This window comes from Nocardia sp. NPDC041819, assembly GCF_055590505.1.
On the sequence record NZ_JBVJAP010000002.1, the window covers coordinates 88,960 to 108,051 of the forward strand.

Genomic DNA, 19,092 nt, shown 5'->3' on the forward strand with positions numbered 1-19,092 from the left:
TCAACCACCGTGCGACCGGACCGATCTTCTCGAGCGTTCACCCGTATCCGCTTGATCGCCCTCCTCTCCGGGCTTCTCGGATTCCTGCTGGCGTTGCTGACCCCGATCCTGCCGGTGCGGCAGGATCGGGCGAGCGTGGACTGGCCCGAGCCGGGCGCCGCGAGCGTGGCGGCGCCGCTGGTGTCCTACGAACCGCTGCGGTTGCGCGCGACGCTGCCCTGCTCGCTGGTGAGCGAGCTCGGAGCGGGCGGCACCGTGCTGTCCACCGTCCCGGTGGCCTCCGGCCAGGCGGCGACCAAAGGTCTGGTGGTCTCGGTCGCCGACGGCGTCCTCTCGGCGGTGCTGCGGGACATCCCGCTGCTGTCCGCGCCGCTGGCGGAGGTGGGGTCCTGTGCGACGATCGGCATCGAGTCGAACGCCGCCGCGACGACCCTCGAACTCAGCGGCGTCACCCGCCAGGACGGCACGCCGTTCCGGACCACGATCGGCCGGGACGTGCGGCCGCAGCTGGTCGGCATGTTCACCGACCTGGATGCCGGTCGGCTCGCCGGAGCGCAGGTGCACGCGGACATCGACTCGCGTTTCTCCTCCACACCGACGCCGCTGAAGCTGGCCGCCATGCTCGCCGCCGCTGTGTTCACGCTGATCGCACTCGTCGCACTGCATCTGCTGGACACCACCGACGGGCGCAAAGCGCGGCGGTTCCTGCCCGCCCACTGGTGGCGCGTCACCCCGGCGGACGGCGTCGTGCTGGGCATCCTGGCGCTGTGGCACGTCATCGGGGCGAACACCTCCGACGACGGCTACATCCTGAACATGGCGCGAGCCTCCGAGCACGCGGGCTACATGGCGAACTACTACCGCTGGTTCGCGGTCCCCGAGGCTCCGTTCGGCTGGTCCTACGAGGTGCTGGCCTGGATGGCCCGGATCTCCGACGCGAGCCTGTGGATGCGACTGCCCACCTTGCTCGCGGGGGTCGTCTGCTGGCTGGTGATCAGCCGTGAGGTGCTGCCCCGCCTGGGCGCCCGGGCGCGCCGCAACAAGGTGGCGCTGTGGACGGCCGGGTTGGTGTTCCTCGCGTTCTGGCTGCCCTACGACAACGGGCTGCGCCCCGAGCCGCTGATCGCGGCGGGGGCGCTGCTCACTTGGTGCTCGATCGAACGCGCCATCGCGACCGGCCGGTTGCTGCCCGCGGCGGTGGCCGTGCTGATCGCCGCGTTCTCCCTTGCGGCGGGCCCGACCGGTCTGATCTGCATCGCGGCGCTGATCGCCGGGTCGCGACCGGTGCTGCTGATCATCATCAAGCGTGCGCGCGGTGTGATCCCGACCCGCACCGGACCCGACGCGGACGCGGCCGCCGCGGGTTCCGCCGAGGCCGCCGCAGCGGTGAACGCTCCCGGGACCGTGCGCAAGACCTCCCCGGCGGCGGCGGTCTTCCGGTTCGCCGCGCTGCTCGCCCCCGGCCTGGCCGCGGGCACGCTGGTGCTGGTGGTGATCTTCGCCGACCAGACGCTGTCGACGGTGCTGGAAGCCACCCGGGTCCGCACGATCGTCGGCCCGAACGTGGCGTGGTTCGACGAGCGCACCCGCTGGGATTCGCTGCTCATGCTCTCGCCGGACGGTTCACTGGCGCGACGGTTCGGCGTACTGGTGATGCTGCTGTGCCTGCTGGTGTGTGTGCTGCAAGTGCTGCGCAAGGGTCGGATTCCGGGCACCTCACGCGGTCCTTCGGTGCGCATTCTCGGCATCGTGTTCGCGTCGCTGTTCCTGATGATGTTCACCCCCACCAAGTGGACGCACCACTTCGGCGTATACGCCGGACTGGCCGGATCGCTGGCCGCGCTCGCGGCGGTCGCGGTGGGCACCACCGGCATTCGCTCCCCGCGAAACCGCGCGCTGTTCGCCGCCGCCGTGCTGTTCCTGCTCGCCGTGACCTTCACCGGCTCCAACGGGTGGTGGTATGTGTCCAGCTACGGTGTCCCGTGGTGGGACAAGGCGCCGCTGATCGCGGGCAAGGGACTGTCCACGTTGTTCCTCGGACTCAGCGGCGTCGCGTTGCTGATCGCCATCTGGCTGCACTACCGGGAACCGTATCGGCGCGAGCGGGCGATGGCGCCACGGCGTTTCGACCGGTGGGCGTCTGCGCCGCTGACCGTAGCCGCCGCGCTGCTGGTGGTGTTCGAGGTCGCCTCACTCGCCAAGGCCGCGGCCACGCAGTACCCCGCGTACTCGATCACCAAGTCGAACGTGGAATCGGTCGGCGGGGATTCGTGCGCGCTGGCCAACGAGGTGCTGGTGGAAACCGACACCGCCGATTCGCTGCTGCAACCCTTCACCGGATCACCCGCGGACGGACTAGCCGCGCAGAACAAGGGTTTCACTCCGAACGGGGTGGCGAGCGACCTCACCGCCGACGCCGAGGAGACGGTCTCCGGCGGTGCGAACTCGGTGGACAAAGATTCCGAGAACAAGACCAGCAAGACCACCGGCGCGGGCACCGGAGGCGGCACCACCGCGCAGGCTGGCATCAACGGCAGTACCGTCGCGCTGCCGTTCGGCCTGGACGCGGCGAAGACCCCGGTGCTGGGCAGCTACCAGGAGGGCGAGCAGCAGCAGGCGAAGCTGACCACCCAGTGGTACCGGCTCGACCTGACCGACAGCATGCGCCACGACCCGGCCTACCAGGTGCTGGCGATCACCGCGGCGGGCCGGATCCGGTCGGTGGACGCCGACGGCGTGCTCACCTACGGACAGGAACTGCACCTGGAGTACGGCGTCCGCGGCGCGGACGGCGAGGTGCGCACGCTCGGCTCGATCGATCCGCTGGACATCGGCCCCGCGCCGTCCTGGCGCAACCTGCGGGTGCCGCTGGATCGACTGCCGGGGGAAGTGAACGCGGTGCGGCTGGTCGCGATCGACAACGACATCACGCCCAAGCAGTGGCTGGCCGTCACCCCGCCCCGGCTGCCCAAGCTGGCCACGCTGAACTCCGTGGTCGGCTCGCAGGATCCGGTGCTGCTCGACTGGCACGTCGGCCTGGCCTTCCCGTGCCAGCGGCCGTTCGACCACAAGGACGGCGTCGGAGAGATCCCGCGGTGGCGCATCCTGCCCGACCGGGTCGGCTCCGACGCCTCCAACGCCTGGCAGGACGACATCGGCGGCGGCCCGCTCGGCTGGACCGGCCTGCTGCTGAAGTCCCAAACCGTCCCCGCCTACCTCGACCACGACTGGGCCCGCGACTGGGGCTCCCTCGAGAAATTCACCCTCTACGCCCCCGACGCCACCCCCGCCACCATCCACATCTCTCCCCGAACCCGCACCGGCCTCGACACCGACGACCCCATCCGCATCCGCTGACCGGCATCGGACTCCGCTGACCCCGGGCGGCACGGGACATCTGCCACCCGGGGTCGAGGTCACGGGATGAGGACGAGGCGGCCGCGTAGGCCGCCGGAGGCGAGGCGCTTGTGGGCGGCTTCGACGGAGGTGAGGGGAAGGGTTTCGGCTACGCGGAGGGTGAGTTCGCCCGCGTCGACGTGGGCGACCAGTTGATCGAGTTGTGCGCGATCGGCGCGAACCAGCACCGTGCGGACCACGGTTGCGCGCAACGGGATCGGGGTGTTCGGGACGCTGATGGACACGAACCGTCCGCCGCCGCGCACCGCCGCGAGCGTCGTGGGGCCGAGTGCGGCGGCGTCGAGGGCGGTGTCCACTCCGCCGGGGACGAGGGCGCGGACGGCATCCGGCAGGGACGCCTGGCGCGGCACGAAATCGGTGGCGCCCAACGCGCGGACCGTGTCCTCGTCGGCGGGCGAGGCCGAAGCGATCACCCGCACGCCTCGCGCGGCGGCGAGTTCGACGGCGAAGCCGCCGACCGCGCCCGCCGCGCCGGTCACCAGCAGCGTTTCGGCGGAGGTGAGATCCAGCGCGTCGAGTGCCTGGATCGCGGTGAGGCCGTTGAGCGGGATGGTGGCCGCTTGCACCGGAGGCACGGAAACCGGAGCGGGCGCGACGTTTCCGGCCTCCAGGACCACATAGTCGGCCTGCGCGCCGAGCGAGACGTCGAGCCGGTCGCTGATGCCGATCACCGCCTGCCCCACCGTGAACCCCGTGACGCCCGCGCCGAGCGCGTCCACCGTGCCCGCGACGTCCCAGCCGACGCCCCATTGGTCGCGCGGCGCGGCGAACGGCGTGCCGCCCACGCCCGCACGCACCATCAGGTCGACCGGATTCACCGTCGCCGCCGCGACCGCGATCCGGATCGCGCCCGGACCCGGTTGCGGCCTCGGCACTTCCACGACCTCCACCTCGGCTTCCGGTCCCGGCCGGTGAACCACTACTGCCCGCATGACGTTCCTTCCTCTCGGCTGTCGACCAACTTACGAGGCGTTACTATCTTCTGGGTAGTAGTTACCCGAGAGTGCGTTAGAGGTGGCGAGGTATCCCCGATGGCGACGAAGACCGCGGCGCAGCGCCGCGAACTGGCCAAACAGCATTACGACGCGTATATCGCCGAGTGCCCGACCCGGCAGCTGCTGGACCGGATCAGCGACAAATGGGTTAGCCTCGTGCTCGCCGCGCTCGCCGAGGGCCCTTTGCGCTACGCCGAACTGAACCGGATCATCGCGGGCGTGAGCCCCAAGATGCTCACCCAGACGCTGCGAGGACTGGAGCGCGACGGCTTGGTGGAGCGGCGGATCACCGCCGAAGTGCCGGTCCGCGTCGACTACGAACTCACCCCGCTCGGGCACAGCCTCCAGCCGGTCATGAGCTCCGTCAAAGCCTGGGCGGAGGCGCGCATGGACGACGTCATCGCGGCGCGCGCACGCTACGACGGAATCGGTAAGTAAACCGGTTGTCCGGTCTGAAAATGTGCTCCCACCTGTGGCTAAACATCGCAGGACGAATCGGGTCGATGGCCTTAATCTGATTGCCATGACAACGGCATTCGATGAAATGGATCTGCGCGATCTTGTCGGACTGCTCAGCGAAGAGGAACAACGGGAGCTGCGGCCTGCGGTGCTGCGCGTGCTCGGCCGCCTCCCTTCGCAAGAGGTGCTCCGGCGCGAGCTCGGTCTTCGATTGAAGGTCTGAGCGCCCGGTTCGCACCGGCGAAATACGGCAGGGCCGCCGCGCAGGGTTCACCTGCGCGGCGGCCCTGTGTTCGGGTATCTATCCCGTAGCCAGCTCGCCGAACGCGACATCGACGGGTATCGGCACGTCACAGCGATGCCAATACTCTCGACCTTGCCTATTCGCGCTGCTCGGCCACAGCGCGGATCTCCTCGGCACAGGACGCCGCTCGAGCCAGACGTCCGTCCGTGGTGATCAGCGGCATGTCCAGCTGTTCGGCGAGTTCGACATAGAGAGCATCGGTCAGCCTGATAGCGGCACGCCGAGCCCAAGCCCCCTTGGTGAGGTTCATCAGTGGATGGCGGGTCAGCGGGGCGCGAGCGAGACGGCTCAGCGCGGTCTCGACTTCGGCATCGGTCAGATCGCCGGCACGGTTCAGTCGCCCCAGCGCGGACAGCACTTCAGCGTCGAAGTGCGCCGGGACGTGCATGACCGTCGTCGTAATCCGCGCGGTCACAGCGGTCGTGCGATCGTTGCGCATGAGTATGTCGACCATCGCGCTGGCGTCCAGCACAATCTGTTCGGTTTCGGTCACTGGCCGAACTCATCCCGCGCCGAATCAACAGCTGCGATGACGACCTCGTGCGAGACCTCAGGCCGGTCGTCGAATTCGGCCAACCATGCCGAGGTGGCGGTCTTTTCGAGTTCCGCGAGGATCGCGGCCTGAGTGAGTGCGGACACATTCAGCCCACGTTCCCGGGCGCGTTCAGCCAGTTCGTCGGGCACATAGACGTTGAGCCGAGTCATACGCCCAAATATACACACTTGTGTGTGTATAGATCGCTGAGGATGTCGCCGGGTTGTCCATGACACCAGAAGGCCGTCGCACAGGGGTTCTGCGCGACGGCCCGCTGTCCGGGATAACCCGAGACGGATCAGAACACCCGCAAACTACCCGGCGACCAGAGCCCGGAACGAGTGGTCGTCCCGGTCTCCAGCTTCGCGGGGACGGCGTTGCGGTCGTACTGGTCGTAGCGCTCCAGCGAGCCCCAGTCGCGCGCCCAGTCGTCCTTCAGGTAGGTGGGCACGGTGACCGACTTGGCCAGCATCTGAGAGAAGCCGAGCGGGCCGCCGAATTCCTCGGCCTGCCAGGTGTTCGTCGAGCTGATGGCCAGCGGGCGGTCCGGCAGGATGCGGTAGCCGGGCACCTCGGCCACGCCGTTCTCGTGGTCGAACGGACGCTGGCACGGGAACTGCAGGCCCACCGCCCAGTCCAGCAGGATCGGCTGCTGGGAGCCCAGCAGGCTGTTGAGCGTCTGCAACTTCGGCATCCGCGGCGGCGTGAACGCCAGCCACTGGTCCCCGATCAGGATCGGGTCGTTGGCGACGATGCGCACCGCGTCGGCGTCGGGCGCGATCTCGTCCAACGGCACCCGCAGGTTGCGCCAGGACGGGAACGGGCCGATGTCGCGCGGCAGGTAGGTGCCGAGCTTCTGCACGCTGCCGTCGGGCAGGTGCTTGCCGTAGTCGACGGTCAGCGATTGGCCGTACTTCATCGCGCCGGTGTCGTCGAAGGAGAGGATGCGACCGGCGGCCGAGATCACCACCAGCGGCTTGTCCGCCGAACGAGCGGGCAACTCATACCAGCTCGAGGTGACGTTCGCAGGCTGCTGCACACCGTTCTGGTAGCTGCCGAGGATCGGCGTGGTGGCCGGGTCCAGACCGAACGGGAGGGCGACGGTGGAGCCGTTGACGCCGAGCGCGCCCTGACCGCCGCCGGTGCCCGCGCTCTGTCCCTCCGCGAACGCCGCGCCGACCGACTGGGTGGAGGTGTTGCCGGTGCCCGGCTTCACCTCGACACTGTCGGCGGACAGATCGTTGGGCACGCCGTTCGGAGCGAAGCCGACCGGATCGACGCCGGCCAGCGGGTCGGCCGGATCGGTCGGCGGATGCGCCGGATCGATGATCGGCGCGAGCCTGCCGCCGTTCGGGTCCGGCTCGACCAGCACGTCGTTGGCCAGACCGCAGGTGCTGCCGCCGAGCGCGTCGAAGTTCGACCGCGCCAGCGAATACGCCGGATACTGCGAGACCGCGCCCTTGACCAGCGAGAGCACCTCGAGCGCGACCATCAGCGCGGCGACCACGGTCAGCGGGATCGCGGCGAACCGGCGGATCCGCCTGCCGCGCGCCGTCTTCGCCGACGGCTGCGGCGCGGTGTAGTCCTCCCGCAGCGCGTACCAGCCGACCAGCGCCAGTGCCAGGCCGAACAGCATGAGCATGACCGTGTTCGACTGGTAACCGTGCAGCGAGATGCGCTTGTCGAACCAGGGCACGCCGAAGCTGGACACGTACCAGTAGCCGTTGATGCCGGAGAACGCGATCGCGAGCACGAACAGCAATCCGGCCAGGAAGATCGCCCGGTTCTTGCGGGCCCGCAGGGCGCTCGCCGACACCGCGACGGCGGTGACCGCAGCCAGCGAGCCCGCGATGCCCGCGTACGCGCCGAAGTGGTGGGTCCACTTGGTCGGGTTGAACATCATGAAGAAGATGGTTCCGAACACCACGCCCATCAACCGCCAGGTCGGCCCGCTCGCGATACCCGGCACCTGCCTGCGCCGCAGCAGCACCAGCATCGTGGTGAACAGGCACAGCAGCATCACCAGGAAGGCGAAACGGCGCGACAGCGAACCGTCGACGGTCTCCACGAACAAGTAGTAGTAGCGCAGGTAGTCCTCGTACCAGGCCAGGTTCGGCCCGGTCACCTGACGCACCCGGTTGGCCTCCTGGATGCCCGCGAAGGTCTGGTCGCTGTAGACCACGGTGAGCACGAGAACGCCCGCCGCGGCGATCGGCGCGAGCAACGGGAGCGTCGAGCCCCACCGCCCGGCGCCCAGCGCGGCGAAGTGCCGGTGCTTGCGCACCACGATGCGCACCATCGGGCGGATACCGGCCAGCAGCGCCGCCACGCACATCAATCCCGTCGGCGCGGCCGCAAGGGTGAACGCGGCCACCAGGATGGCCACCGCGGCGGGCAGCAACCGTCCGGTCGCGATGGCCCGCTCGATCGACACCCAGGTCAGCAGCGCGCCGAGCGCGACGACCGGCTCGGAGCGCAATCCGTTGTCGAACGGCAGCCAGAACGCCAGGAACACCAGTCCGCCGGTCCAGAGCGCCACCTTGCTGGTGCGCACACCACGGCCCAGGCGGGGGACCACCTCGCGGCTGATCACCAGCCAGCAGAGGATCGCGCAGGCCAGGGCGGGCAACCGCACCCAGGGGCTGGCCGTGGAGATCTCCGAGAAGACCTGGATCACGTAGTAGTACCAGCCGAATGGCGCCTCCGGCACGCCGTACCAGCGGAAGTAGTTGGCCATATAGCCCGCGTGCGGCGCCACCCGCACCATGCTGAGGATGTAGCCGTCGTCGGAAGTGTTGGCGCCCGCGAAATGCCACAGCAGCAGCGTGCCGATCACCGCGCCGTCCGCCCAGGTCGGCTTCAGCCAGTTCGCCGGAAGGAACCGGCGGTGCCCGCGCCCGTCACTGCTGTCCAGCCGGGCCAGCGCCGCCAGGGCGATCAGCGTGCACAACACCGCCGCGATCATCGCGATCAGCTTGATCGCGGTCGGGCTGGACGAGAAACGAGTGTCCACCGTCATGTCGAACGACAACCCCGCGGGCGCCGCGCCCTTGAGGTCGGAGAACACACCCACCACCTGGGGCCGCAGATCGCCGCCGAGCTGCCCCTCCACCGGCACGGTGACCAGCTCGGTCGTGCCGGGCGCCACACCCTCGACCGGCCGCTCCACCTGCTTGGTGAGCCCGGCGAACGCGGCGTAGGTGCGCTCGCTGTCCGAGCTGATGGTCAGCGACGTGCACTCGCCCATGCGGCTGCGGTCGGCCGACACCACCACAGCGTTGCGATCGATCACGTCGACCGAGGTCTCCGAGACCCGCACGAACATCGCCTCCAGCGCGGCCCGGTCGCCCTGCGGCGGCGCGGTCGCCAGCAGCATGCCGCCCCGTTCGGGCAGCTGGGCGATGGTCTCGCACGGGATCGTCGCCTTCAGGTCGATCGGGACCTGCGACATCAGCGGCGCCTGCACGTTGCCGAGCGTTCCGCTCTGCGGCCACTTCAGCACCGCGGTCGTCTGCGTGACCGGCAGGAATGGAGTCGCCAGCGCGAACAGCGCGCCGAGCAGACCGGCGAGCAATGCGATGAGCCGAGCGGTCCGGAAATCGTTCGGGGTCACCGGCGGGGCGGCGGGGGGTTTCGTGAGAACAGCGGTTGCGGCGTCGGGCACGGTTGGCAATGCTATCTGCCCGTCTGTCCGCGCGGGCGTCGCGCCGCCGGGAGAAATCGCGGGTCCTCAGTATGTTCGGAGCCGACTGCCAGAATGTTGTGCCGACGGGCCGGAGAAATGGCACCCGCCGACCAATCGACCCCGTCCTGCTGACCGCTACCGACCACAATGGAAAGGTGGGCCTATGACCAAGGTGAATCTCTCGACGAACTACGGACCGATCGTCCTCGAACTGGACGACCAGAAAGCGCCGAACACGGTGCGCAATTTCGTGGACTACGTGAACGCGGGCCACTACAACGGCACGATCTTCCACCGCGTCATTCCCGGCTTCATGATCCAGGGCGGCGGCTTCGAGCCCGGCCTGCGCCAGAAGGGCACGCAAGCGCCCATCCAGAACGAGGCGAACAACGGCCTGAAGAACAACAAGTACACCGTCGCGATGGCCCGCACCAACGACCCGCACTCGGCCACCGCGCAGTTCTTCATCAACGTCTCCGACAACGACTTCCTCAACCACTCCGCGCCCACCGCGGCGGGCTGGGGCTACACCGTCTTCGGCGCGGTCACCGAAGGCACCGACGTGGTCGACAAGATCGCGGGCGTCGCCACGTCCTCGGCCGGCGGGCACCAGGACGTCCCGGTGAGCGACGTCGTCATCGAATCCGCCACCGTCAGCTGATCATTCGGCGCCCATGACGCGAATCGGGCCGCGCCCCAGAGGGGTGCGGCCCGATCGTGTTCCGCGGCCTACAGCGGCAGCAGGTGATGCTTGCGCGGGTTGCGGGCAATAGCCTTGTCCCGCAACAACTGGAGCGCACGACGGATTTCCAGCCGGGTCGTCGCGGGCTCGATGACCGCGTCGACGTATCCGCGCTCGGCGGCCACCCACGGGGTCGCCACGGTGGCGTTGTAGAAGTCGATCATCTGCTGGCGGATCGCGGCGCGCTGGTCCTCGGGCGCGGCCTCGATCTGCTTGGCTCCGATCAGGCTGACCGCGCTCTCCGCGCCCATGACGGCGATCCGCGCGGTGGGCCAGGCCAGGTTCACATCGGCGCCCAACTGCTTGGAGCCCATTACGGCGTAGCCGCCCCCGTAGGACTTGCGGATCACCACGGTGACCTTCGGGACCGACGCCTCCACGTAGGAGAACAGGAACCGTCCGCCACGCTTGATGACGCCGATCTTCTCCTGTTCCACACCGGGCAGGAACCCAGGCGTGTCGACGACGAACACCAGCGGGATCTCGAACGCGTCGCACAGCCGGACGAAATGCGCGGCCTTGTCCGAGGCGCGGGCGTCCAGCGCTCCCGCGTACACCATCGGCTGGTTGGCCACCACGCCGACGCTGCGCCCGTCCACCCGGGCGAATCCGGTGATGACGTTGCGGCCCGCCGACGCGCCGACCTCGTGGAAGGCGCCGTCGTCGAAGATGCGCAACAGGATCTCGTGCATGTCGTACCCGGAGTTGTCGGAGTCCGGGACGATCGAGTTCAGTTCCAGGTCGCTGTCGGTGGTCTCCGGCTCCAGGCCGGGATTCACGACCGGCGCCAGCTCCTGGCAGCTGGTCGGCAGGTAGCCCAGGTAATCGCGCACCCACTCGAAGGCGGCCGCCTCGTCCTTGGCCACGTGGTGGATGTTGCCGTACTCCGCCTGGCTGCGCGCCCCGCCGAGTTCCTCGAGGCTGACGTCCTCGCCGGTGACCTCCCGGATCACCTTCGGGCCGGTGACGAACATGTACGCCTCTTCGGTCGCCACCACCACGTCGGTGTTGATCGGGGCGTAGACGGCGCCGCCCGCGCACTTGCCGAGGATCATCGAGATCTGCGGAACCAGGCCGGACAGCGGCTCCTGGCGGCGGCCCAGCTCGGCGTACCACGCCAGCGAGGTCACCGCTTCCTGCACGCGGGCGCCGCCGGAGTCGTTGATACCGACCACCGGGCAGCCGACCTTGGCCGCGTACTCCAGGATCCCGGCGACCTTGCGGCCGAACATCTCGCCGACCGAACCGCCGTACACGGTCTGGTCGTGCGAGAACACCGCCACGGGCCTGCCTTCGACCAGGCCGTGCCCGGTGACGACGCCGTCGCCGTAGAGCGCGGCGGGATCGCCCGGTTTGCGTACCAGCGCGCCGATCTCCACGAAGGTTCCCGGATCGAGCAGCATGTTGATCCGGTCGCGGGCGCTGGGAATTCCTTTCTTCGCCCGCTTGGCGATCCCCGCTTCACCCGCGGGCTCCTGCGCCAAATCCAGGCGCTTGCGCAGGTCGGCGAGTTTTTCGGCAGTCGTGCTCACTTGGCCCCTTTCGCCTCGATCGCGGCGAGCTTCGCGGTCAGGTCGGCCCCGATCTTCCCGATCCGCGGTTCGTCGATGATCTGCAGGTGGTCGCCGGCGATGTGGACGACCTCCAAATTCGGGATGTACTCGTCCCAGCCACCGTTGGGCAGCCGATCGGCGAATCGCGGCTCCAGCTCGATCATCCCGTCGTGATAGCGATCGGCGAGGTACAGCACCACATTGCCGTCGTAGTGCGACGGTTGCGTTTTGGCGAGCTGACGGCTCTCGATCCACGAGGTGCGCTGGTGTTCGAGCACGCCTCCGGGAATCTTCGTGCCGCTGATCTTGATCAGATCACTGATCATCTTGAACTGCTCATCGTCGGATGCCGCGGCCAGTGTCTCCAGCTGTTCGCGATCCAATTCACCGTCGACGCCATAGGTCTTCTTGGCGAACACCTGGTAGCGCTCGATCCGCCGCACGCGCTCCTCGGGACTGTTGTCCTCACCCTGAGTCGGAATGGCCAGATCGATCAGGCCGACCACGCGAACGTCCGCGCCCTCGGCTCGGAGCAACTGGGCGGTCTGCATGGCCAGCACCGCACCCAGCGACCAGCCGTACAGCACGAACGGGCCGTCGCCCTGGATCTTGCGCAGCTCGGGCAGGTACTGGCGCGCCCGCTCCTCGATCGAACCGTCGACCCGCTCGAGGCCGTACATCGGCGTCTCGGCGGGCAGCCGCTTCAACAGGGGCTCGTACACCAGTGTGTTGCCGCCGGAGGGGTGGAACACGAAGACGGGCACGGCGTTCGAGCCCTCCGCACGCGGCCGCAGCGGACGGACGAAACCGTCCACATCCGCGCCGCTGTCCTGCAGGTCGCGGACGATGTCGGAGAGCTGCTCGATGGTCTCGCAGTCGAGCACGTCGTCGACGGTGACCTCGGCCTTGACCCGTTCGGTCAGGCGCGCGGCCAGTTTCTCCGCGGTGTCCTCGTCCAGGATCGGCAGCGTGTTGAAGATGCCTCCGGCCGACTTCCCGGTGACCACCGCCCAGGTGGCGAAGGTCAGGCGCTCGGCGGCGTCGCGCGGCGGAACGTCGTCCTCGTCGGTGGGCTGCTGCGCGCCGCCGAAGACGGCCGCGGGCGCGGCCGGAGCCGCGGCGACCGGAGCGGCCTGGGCCGCCGGCTGCGCGGCGGGAGCCGCGGCGGCTTCGGCGGCCTTTTCCGGGCTCGCGGCAGTCGCTGCCGCGGGAGCCGAATCGACCTCGGTCGCAGCGGGTTCCGCTATGGCGTCCGGTGAAACGGTCGCGGCGCCCGCCACCGCGGCGACCGGGTCAGCGCCGGTGGCCAGGGCCGCCCTGGCCGCGGACATGAAGTCCGCGTCGACAGTCAGCTCGCCGCTACCGCCCGCCGCCTTGTCGGCAGCCTGCTGATCGGCCATCGCCTGCACCTCGTCGCGGTGCTCGATCGCGTACCGCAGCACCTTGCCGACCTCGTGCAGGCTCGCGTCCCGCACCGCCTGCACCTGCAGCTGCGGGATGTCGAACTCGTACTCGACCCGGTTCTTGATGCGCATCGCCATCAGCGAGTCCAAGCCGAGTTCCATCAGCGGGATCTCCATCGGAAGATCCTCGACCGCGTAACCCATGGACTCCGCGACGATCAGCGCGAGCCGCTCTTCGACGGTCTGCGTGCCGTTCGGATCCCACCGGTCACCGAAGGTCTCCACGACCTCGAGCTCGGCGTCGCTGCGCGTCTGCGCGGCGATCGCCGGGACCGGCTCGGCCACAACGGGTTCCGGCAGCGCAGCGCCGGAGGTCACCACGGCGTCGAACACCAGGCGGAAGGCGTTGCCCTCCTTGGCGTGGACCTGCACCGAGGCGCCGCCGGGATGCGGGGTGAGCGTGGTGGTGAGCGTGCCCGCCTCCGGGATCGGCGCGTGCGGAATCGATGCGCCCAGTGAGACGTCGCTGAGCACCTGCGCCGAGGCGGCACGCACAAGTCCGGCGAGATCGGTCACCGAGGACGCCTGGACCTCCCAGACGTGCCTGCCATCCGGCAGCGCGACGTGCGCGCCGGGCAACCGGCCGTTGCCGCCCGTGGCCAGCCGGACGTTCGGCCAGTACTCCTTGCGCACGAACGTGGTGCGCGGGATGTCGGCGTAATCGCCGGGGCCGAGCAGCGAGAACAGATCGACCTTGTGCCCGTGCACGTAGAGCTGGGCGAGCGCGGCGATCACGCCCGCGGACTCGTCCTCCTTGCGCTTGAGTGTGGGGATGAGCTGCGCGTCGTGCACGCCCGCGGCGAAGGTGGTGCCCAGCACCTGCATCAACGCGACGGAATTCGGCGCCAGCTCCAGGAACGTGGTGTGGCCCGCGTCCACCGCGAGCTTCACCGCGTTGGTGAAGTACACGCTGTGACGCATGTTCTTGACCCAGTAGTCCTCGTCGTGGATCGGGTCGTTGCCCGCCCGGAAGAACTCTTCCTTGTGCACCGTCGAATACAAGCCGGTCTTCAGCTTGGTGGGCTCGATGCCGGCCAGTTCCGCGGCCAGCTCGCCGAGCAGCGGGTCCATCTGCGAGGTGTGGCCCGCACCGCGGGTCTGTAGCACCCGGGCGAACTTGCCCGCCGCCTCCACCTGCGCCACGATCGCCGCCACCTGGTCCTGCGGGCCGCCGATCACCGTGTTGGTGGGCGCCGCGTACACCGCGACCTCGACGTCCGGGTAGTCCGGCAGCAGGCTCGCGACGTCCTCGGCGCTGTACTCGATGAGCGCCATGTTGCGCACGTCGTCGTCGCTGATCATCTGCTCGCCCTCGCCCATCAGGCGGGAACGAGCACAGATCACGCGCACCGCGTCCTCGAGCGAGAGACCACCGGCGATGTACGCGCCCGCGACCTCGCCCATGGAATGGCCCACCACGGCGTCGGGTTCGGCGCCGTGGGCGCGCAGCAGCGCGGCCAAGCCGATCTGGATGGTGAAGATGCCGACCTGCGAGGTGCCGACGTTGTAGTCCTGGCTGTCGTCCAGGAACAGCTCGCGCACCGAGTATCCGGCCTCGTCCTGCACCAGCTCGTCGACCTCGTCGACGGTCTTCGCGAAGATCGAGTTCTCCAGGTAGAGCTGCTTGCCCATCTTGCGGTGCTGCGCGCCGAAACCGGCGAGCACCCACATCGGACCCATAGCCGCGGGCGCGTCGGCGGTGAAGACGCCCGTGCCCGGCTTGCCCGCCGCGATGGCGCGCAGTCCGGCGACCGCCTCCTCGTGCGTCTTGGCCAGCACCACGCCGCGCGAACGCCAGTGGCTGCGCTTGGCCAGCGACCGCGCAACGTCGGCGAGCGGAGTCTTCGCGCCGGCCTCGGACTCCAGCCAGTCGGCCAGCTCGGCCGCGGCGCGGCGGCGGCGCGAGGGCAGGTAGCCCGACACCGGCAGGATCTGCGGCAGCGGCTCGGTGCGCTCGGTGGTCCACTCGGAGACCGGCGTGGCGGCTTCGGCGGCCAAGGAAGCTTCGGCGACGGCCGCGACCGCGGCCTCCGCGACCACGGCATCGGCTTCCGCGACCACGCCCGTGGTCTCCTCGTCCAGCACGTCCTCGTTCAGCTGCGACTCGAGTTCGGCGAACGGCGCCTGCGCCCCGTGTGCGGCGGCAGGTACGTATTCCTGGACGACGACGTGCGCGTTGGTGCCGCCGAAACCGAAGCCGGAGACGCCGATGGTCGCCGTGCCGCTGTAGCGCGGGAACTCGGTGGGCTCGTCGACGACCTTAAGGTGCGCCTGGTCCCACGGAATGTACGGGTTCGGACCGGCATAGCCGATGTTCGGCGGAATGACGTTGTGCTGCAACGACATGACCACCTTCGCCAGGCTCGCCGCACCGGCGCCCGACTCCAGGTGACCGAAGTTGGTCTTGGCCGAACCGAGCAGCGCGGGCTTGTCGGCGTCGCGGCCGCGGCCGACCACCCGGCCGAGCGCGTCCGCCTCGATCGGGTCGCCGAGCAGGGTGCCGGTGCCGTGCGCCTCGACGTAGTCGACCGAGGACGGCGCGATGCCCGCGTCGCGGTAGGCGCGGCGCAGTACCTCGGCCTGAGCGTCGGGGTTCGGGGCGAGCAGGCCGTTGGACCGCCCGTCGTTGTTGACCGCCGAGCCCTTGATCACGGCGTAGATCGTGTCGCCGTCACGCTCGGCGTCGGCGAGGCGCTTCAGCACCACCAGACCGCCGCCCTCGGAGCGGACCATGCCGTCGGCGTCCTTGGAGAACGCCTTGATGTGCCCGTCCTTGGCGACACCGCCGTTGGCGTCGAAACCGAGCGTGGCCATCGGCGCGAGCAACATGTTCACGCCACCGGCCAGCGCCAGGTCGGCCTCGCCGCCGCGCAGCGCCTGCACCGCCTCGTGCACCGCCACCAGCGTCGAGGAGCACGCGGTGTCGATGGACACCGACGGGCCGCGGAAGTCGAAGAAGTAGGAGACCCGGTTCGGGATGATCGAGCTGACACTGCCCATGATCGCGTACGCCTCGGCCGACACCGGCACGTTCGGATCGCGCTCGCTGCCCAACCCGAGCGCCGCGAGCAGCATGAAGTCGTTGCCCGAGGAACCGATGAACACGCCGACCGGCTCGCCCTTGAGGTCGCTGGCCGGAATCCGCGCGTGCTCCAGCGCCTCCCAGGTCAGCTCCATCGCCAGGCGCTGCTGCGGATCCACCCGCTCGACCTCGACCGGCGACATGGCGAAGAACTCGGCGTCGAAGCCCTTGACGACCTCCTGATCGAGGTAGCCGCCCTTGGTGTTGGCCTGCGCGATCGCCTCGGCCAGCTGCGGCTCGGCCAGGAACTCCGACCAGCGTCCCTCGGGCAGCTCCCGGATGCCGTCACCACGGCCGATGAGGAAATCCCAGGTCGTCTCCGGGGTGTCACCCGCGCCGGGCAGCCGGGTCGACAAACCCACGATGGCGATGTCGTGCGCCTCGCCGGGACGGTAGCCCGCGGTGTAGAAGGCGTCGTCCGCGGCTTCCTCCGGCGCGTCCGGCTCGCCGTTGACGATCCGCTCGGCCAGCGAGGCGATGGTCGGGTGCTGATACACGACCGTCGCGTTCAGCATCACGCCGGTCAGTTCCTCGATGTCCCCACCGAGGGCGAGGGCATCGCGCGAGGCGAGCCCGAACTCCTCCATCGGCCGGTCCACAGTGATCTGCTCGATCGGTTGCCCGGTCGCCTCGGAGACCCAGCGCCGCAGCCACTCACGCAGCTCCGCCACCGACATGTCGGTCTGCGCGCCACCCTTCGCGGACTCGGCCGGGGCCGCCGCGTCGGCGCCGGTCTCGACGGGCGGGGTGTCGGTCGTCTGGGTGGGCGTGCCCTCGTTGTCAGCCATCAATTCCTCAAGCTACCTGTGTCCGTACCGGGCGTACCGTGAATTGACGCCCGGCGCGTGGGAAGGTCGGCGCCGAGCGTCGATGGTCGGTCCGAGGCCGCCCCTGGCAATTACTCTTCCGGTGCATCGGGGAAAGCCTGCTGGGTGTAACCACCCCGCAGCGTTCCCTCCAGATAGGCCGCCCGGCACGCGCGGCGGGCGATCTTGCCACTGGACGTGCGCGGGATCGACCCCGCGGGCACCAGCAGCACATCTCGAACGGTCACGCCGTGGCGCTGGGAGATCGCCGCGCGAACCGCGTCGGCGATGGGCAGCGGATCGGCCTTGCCCGCACCCGGGCCACGCTCGCCGACGACCACCAGTTGCTCGGAGGCGTCGTCGGCGTCGAACTGCAGGCCGGAGTGGCTGCCCTGCTCGAAAACCTCCGCCGGGAGCTGGTTGGCCGGCACCGAGAACGCCGCGACGAAGCCGGGCCGCAGCGCGGTGCTGGCTTCCTGCGCGGAGAACTCCAGGTCCTGCGGGTAGTGGTTGCGGCCGTCCACGATCACCAGGTCCTTCACCCGGCCGGTGATGTAGAGCTCGCCTTCGAAGTACACGCCGTAGTCGCCGGTGCGCATCCAGTTCGCGTCCGGCTCGGTGCCCTCGGCGTGGCTGCCCTGCGACAGACGCTCGGTGACCTTGTTCTGGAACGTCGCCGCGGTCTCGTCGGGACGACCCCAGTAGCCGATGCCCATGTTGTTGCCGTGCAACCAGATCTCGCCGACGTGCCCGTCGGGCACCTCACGACCGCCACCGGACTCAACGGACTCCGGATCGATGATCGTCGCCCACTGCGACAGCGCGACATAACCGCAGGACACCTGCGCGATCGCGTCCTCGTGGCTCGGGTCGACCTTCACCATGCGTCCCGCGTTGAGTTCCTTGCGGTCGACGTAGGTGACCTTGGCCTCGTCCTCGGCCTTGGTGGCGGAGACGAACAGCGTCGCCTCGGCCATGCCGTAGCAGGGCTTGATCGCCGTCTTCGGCAGACCGTAGGGGGCGAACGCCTCGTTGAACTTCTTCATCGACGAGGTGGTCACCGGCTCGCTGCCGTTGATCAGGCCGATGACGTTCGACAGGTCCAGCGACTCGCCGTTCTTCGGCAGACCACGCGCCGCGGCGTGCTCGAACGCGAAGTTCGGTGCCGCGGCGAAGGTTCCGGCGCCGTCGGAGATCGCCGCCAGTTCCTTGATCCAGCGGTAGGGACGGCGCACGAACGCGCTCGGCGACATGATGGTGATGTACTTGCCGCCCACCGCGGGCAGGATCACCGTCAGCAGACCCATGTCGTGGAACAGCGGCAGCCAGGTGACGCCGCGTGAGTTCCAGTCCAGGTTGATCGCGTCGACCATCTGCAGCAGGTTGGTGCCCACCGCGCGGTGGGTGATCTCCACACCGGCGGGCACCCGGGTGGAACCCGAGGTGTACTGCAGGTAGGCGATGTCGTCGATCGCGATGTCCGGGCGCACCCAGCTTTCGCCGACGCTGTCGGGGATCGCGTCCACCGCGATGATGCGCGGGCGCTGGGCTGCGGGCAGCGAGCGGAAGAACTGCCGGACCCCGGCAGCGGAGGAGCTCGCGGTCAGGATCGCCGAGGGCTCACAGTCGCCGAGCACGGCGTGCAGGCGATCGGTGTGACCGGGCTCGTCCGGGTCGAACAGCGGGACCGAGATGGTGCCCGCGTAGATCGCGGCGAAGAAGGAGATCACGTAGTCCAAGCCCTGCGGCGCGAGGATCGCGACCCGGTCGCCCGGGTTGGTCACCTGCTGCAGTCGAGCGGCCACCGCGCGCAGCCGAATACCGAACTCACGCCACGTCAGCTCCTGCGCCTCGCCGTCGCGCTCGCGCGAGTAGTCGATGTAGCGATACGCCAGGGTGTTCGCGTCGTTCCGGGTGTGCTTCTCGACGTGATCAACCAGGGTGTGATCCTCGGGAATACGGATGTTCCCGGTTTCGTCCAGGTAGTCGTCGAAAGTCTCTTCCATTCCTTCTTCTCCTCCGAGGCACACGCAGCAAGACGGCGAATCGCC

At 69.2% G+C, this 19,092-nt stretch carries 11 protein-coding genes; 4 read left to right on the forward strand and 7 right to left on the reverse strand.

Going from position 1 to position 19,092, the window contains the following annotated elements:
* The first annotated feature begins 9 nt into the window (after window positions 1–9).
* On the forward strand, window positions 10–3,357 hold the full coding sequence (locus ACZ6DL_RS07335) for an arabinosyltransferase domain-containing protein (RefSeq protein ID WP_466049713.1): 3,348 nt from the start codon (window positions 10–12) through the stop codon (window positions 3,355–3,357).
* A 59-nt stretch (window positions 3,358–3,416) separates the two neighbouring features.
* On the opposite strand, the gene ACZ6DL_RS07340 is transcribed toward ACZ6DL_RS07335, so the two are convergent.
* Window positions 3,417–4,349: an NADP-dependent oxidoreductase gene (locus ACZ6DL_RS07340; RefSeq protein ID WP_466049715.1), complete on the reverse strand. Its 933-nt coding sequence runs from the start codon at window positions 4,347–4,349 to the stop codon at window positions 3,417–3,419.
* A 99-nt stretch (window positions 4,350–4,448) separates the two neighbouring features.
* On the opposite strand from ACZ6DL_RS07340, the gene ACZ6DL_RS07345 reads away from it, so the two are divergent.
* Together ACZ6DL_RS07345 and ACZ6DL_RS07350 are read left to right on the forward strand one after the other, a co-directional pair.
* Entirely contained in the window at window positions 4,449–4,850 is a 402-nt protein-coding gene (locus ACZ6DL_RS07345) for a winged helix-turn-helix transcriptional regulator (protein ID WP_466049717.1), read from the forward strand.
* Window positions 4,851–4,935: 85 nt separating this feature from the next.
* A complete protein-coding gene (locus ACZ6DL_RS07350; protein ID WP_168434190.1) occupies window positions 4,936–5,094 on the forward strand; it encodes a hypothetical protein in 159 nt (52 codons plus the stop codon).
* Between the two features lie 157 nt (window positions 5,095–5,251).
* On the opposite strand, the gene ACZ6DL_RS07355 is transcribed toward ACZ6DL_RS07350, so the two are convergent.
* The 3 genes from ACZ6DL_RS07355 to ACZ6DL_RS07365 all read right to left on the reverse strand — a co-directional run bounded on the left by ACZ6DL_RS07355 (window position 5,252) and on the right by ACZ6DL_RS07365 (window position 9,374).
* Window positions 5,252–5,668: a type II toxin-antitoxin system VapC family toxin gene (locus ACZ6DL_RS07355; protein WP_396985870.1), complete on the reverse strand. Its 417-nt coding sequence runs from the start codon at window positions 5,666–5,668 to the stop codon at window positions 5,252–5,254.
* A complete protein-coding gene (locus ACZ6DL_RS07360) occupies window positions 5,665–5,880 on the reverse strand; it encodes a type II toxin-antitoxin system CcdA family antitoxin (RefSeq protein WP_396985868.1) in 216 nt (71 codons plus the stop codon). The genes ACZ6DL_RS07355 and ACZ6DL_RS07360 overlap by 4 nt, the downstream gene beginning before the upstream one ends.
* A gap of 128 nt (window positions 5,881–6,008) precedes the next feature.
* Complete coding sequence (locus ACZ6DL_RS07365; protein WP_466049720.1) at window positions 6,009–9,374, reverse strand: arabinosyltransferase domain-containing protein; 3,366 nt, start codon at window positions 9,372–9,374, stop codon at window positions 6,009–6,011.
* Window positions 9,375–9,558: 184 nt separating this feature from the next.
* On the opposite strand from ACZ6DL_RS07365, the gene ACZ6DL_RS07370 reads away from it, so the two are divergent.
* Complete coding sequence (locus ACZ6DL_RS07370; RefSeq protein ID WP_393231214.1) at window positions 9,559–10,056, forward strand: peptidylprolyl isomerase; 498 nt, start codon at window positions 9,559–9,561, stop codon at window positions 10,054–10,056.
* Between the two features lie 68 nt (window positions 10,057–10,124).
* Here ACZ6DL_RS07370 and ACZ6DL_RS07375 read toward each other — a convergent pair whose 3' ends face one another.
* From ACZ6DL_RS07375 to fadD32, 3 genes are all read right to left on the reverse strand, one after another.
* Entirely contained in the window at window positions 10,125–11,669 is a 1,545-nt protein-coding gene (locus ACZ6DL_RS07375) for an acyl-CoA carboxylase subunit beta (RefSeq protein ID WP_040864253.1), read from the reverse strand.
* Window positions 11,666–17,023: a polyketide synthase Pks13 gene (gene pks13, locus ACZ6DL_RS07380; protein ID WP_466049723.1), complete on the reverse strand. Its 5,358-nt coding sequence runs from the start codon at window positions 17,021–17,023 to the stop codon at window positions 11,666–11,668. The genes ACZ6DL_RS07375 and pks13 overlap by 4 nt, the downstream gene beginning before the upstream one ends.
* Window positions 17,024–17,133: 110 nt before the next feature.
* Window positions 17,134–19,047, reverse strand: a complete 1,914-nt coding sequence (gene fadD32 / locus ACZ6DL_RS07385) for a long-chain-fatty-acid--AMP ligase FadD32 (RefSeq protein ID WP_466049725.1) — start codon at window positions 19,045–19,047, stop codon at window positions 17,134–17,136.
* Window positions 19,048–19,092 lie beyond the last annotated feature (45 nt).

Excerpts from the sequence above, each read along its gene's own strand:
- ACZ6DL_RS07340 (WP_466049715.1), bottom strand. The coding sequence starts at position 4,349 with ATGCGGGCAGTAGTGGTTCACCGGCCGGGACCGGAAGCCGAGGTGGAG.
- ACZ6DL_RS07345 (WP_466049717.1), top strand. The coding sequence starts at position 4,449 with ATGGCGACGAAGACCGCGGCGCAGCGCCGCGAACTGGCCAAACAGCAT.
- ACZ6DL_RS07350 (WP_168434190.1), top strand. The coding sequence starts at position 4,936 with ATGACAACGGCATTCGATGAAATGGATCTGCGCGATCTTGTCGGACTG.
- ACZ6DL_RS07360 (WP_396985868.1), bottom strand. The coding sequence starts at position 5,880 with ATGACTCGGCTCAACGTCTATGTGCCCGACGAACTGGCTGAACGCGCC.
- ACZ6DL_RS07370 (WP_393231214.1), top strand. The coding sequence starts at position 9,559 with ATGACCAAGGTGAATCTCTCGACGAACTACGGACCGATCGTCCTCGAA.
- pks13 (WP_466049723.1), bottom strand. The coding sequence starts at position 17,023 with ATGGCTGACAACGAGGGCACGCCCACCCAGACGACCGACACCCCGCCC.
- fadD32 (WP_466049725.1), bottom strand. The coding sequence starts at position 19,047 with ATGGAAGAGACTTTCGACGACTACCTGGACGAAACCGGGAACATCCGT.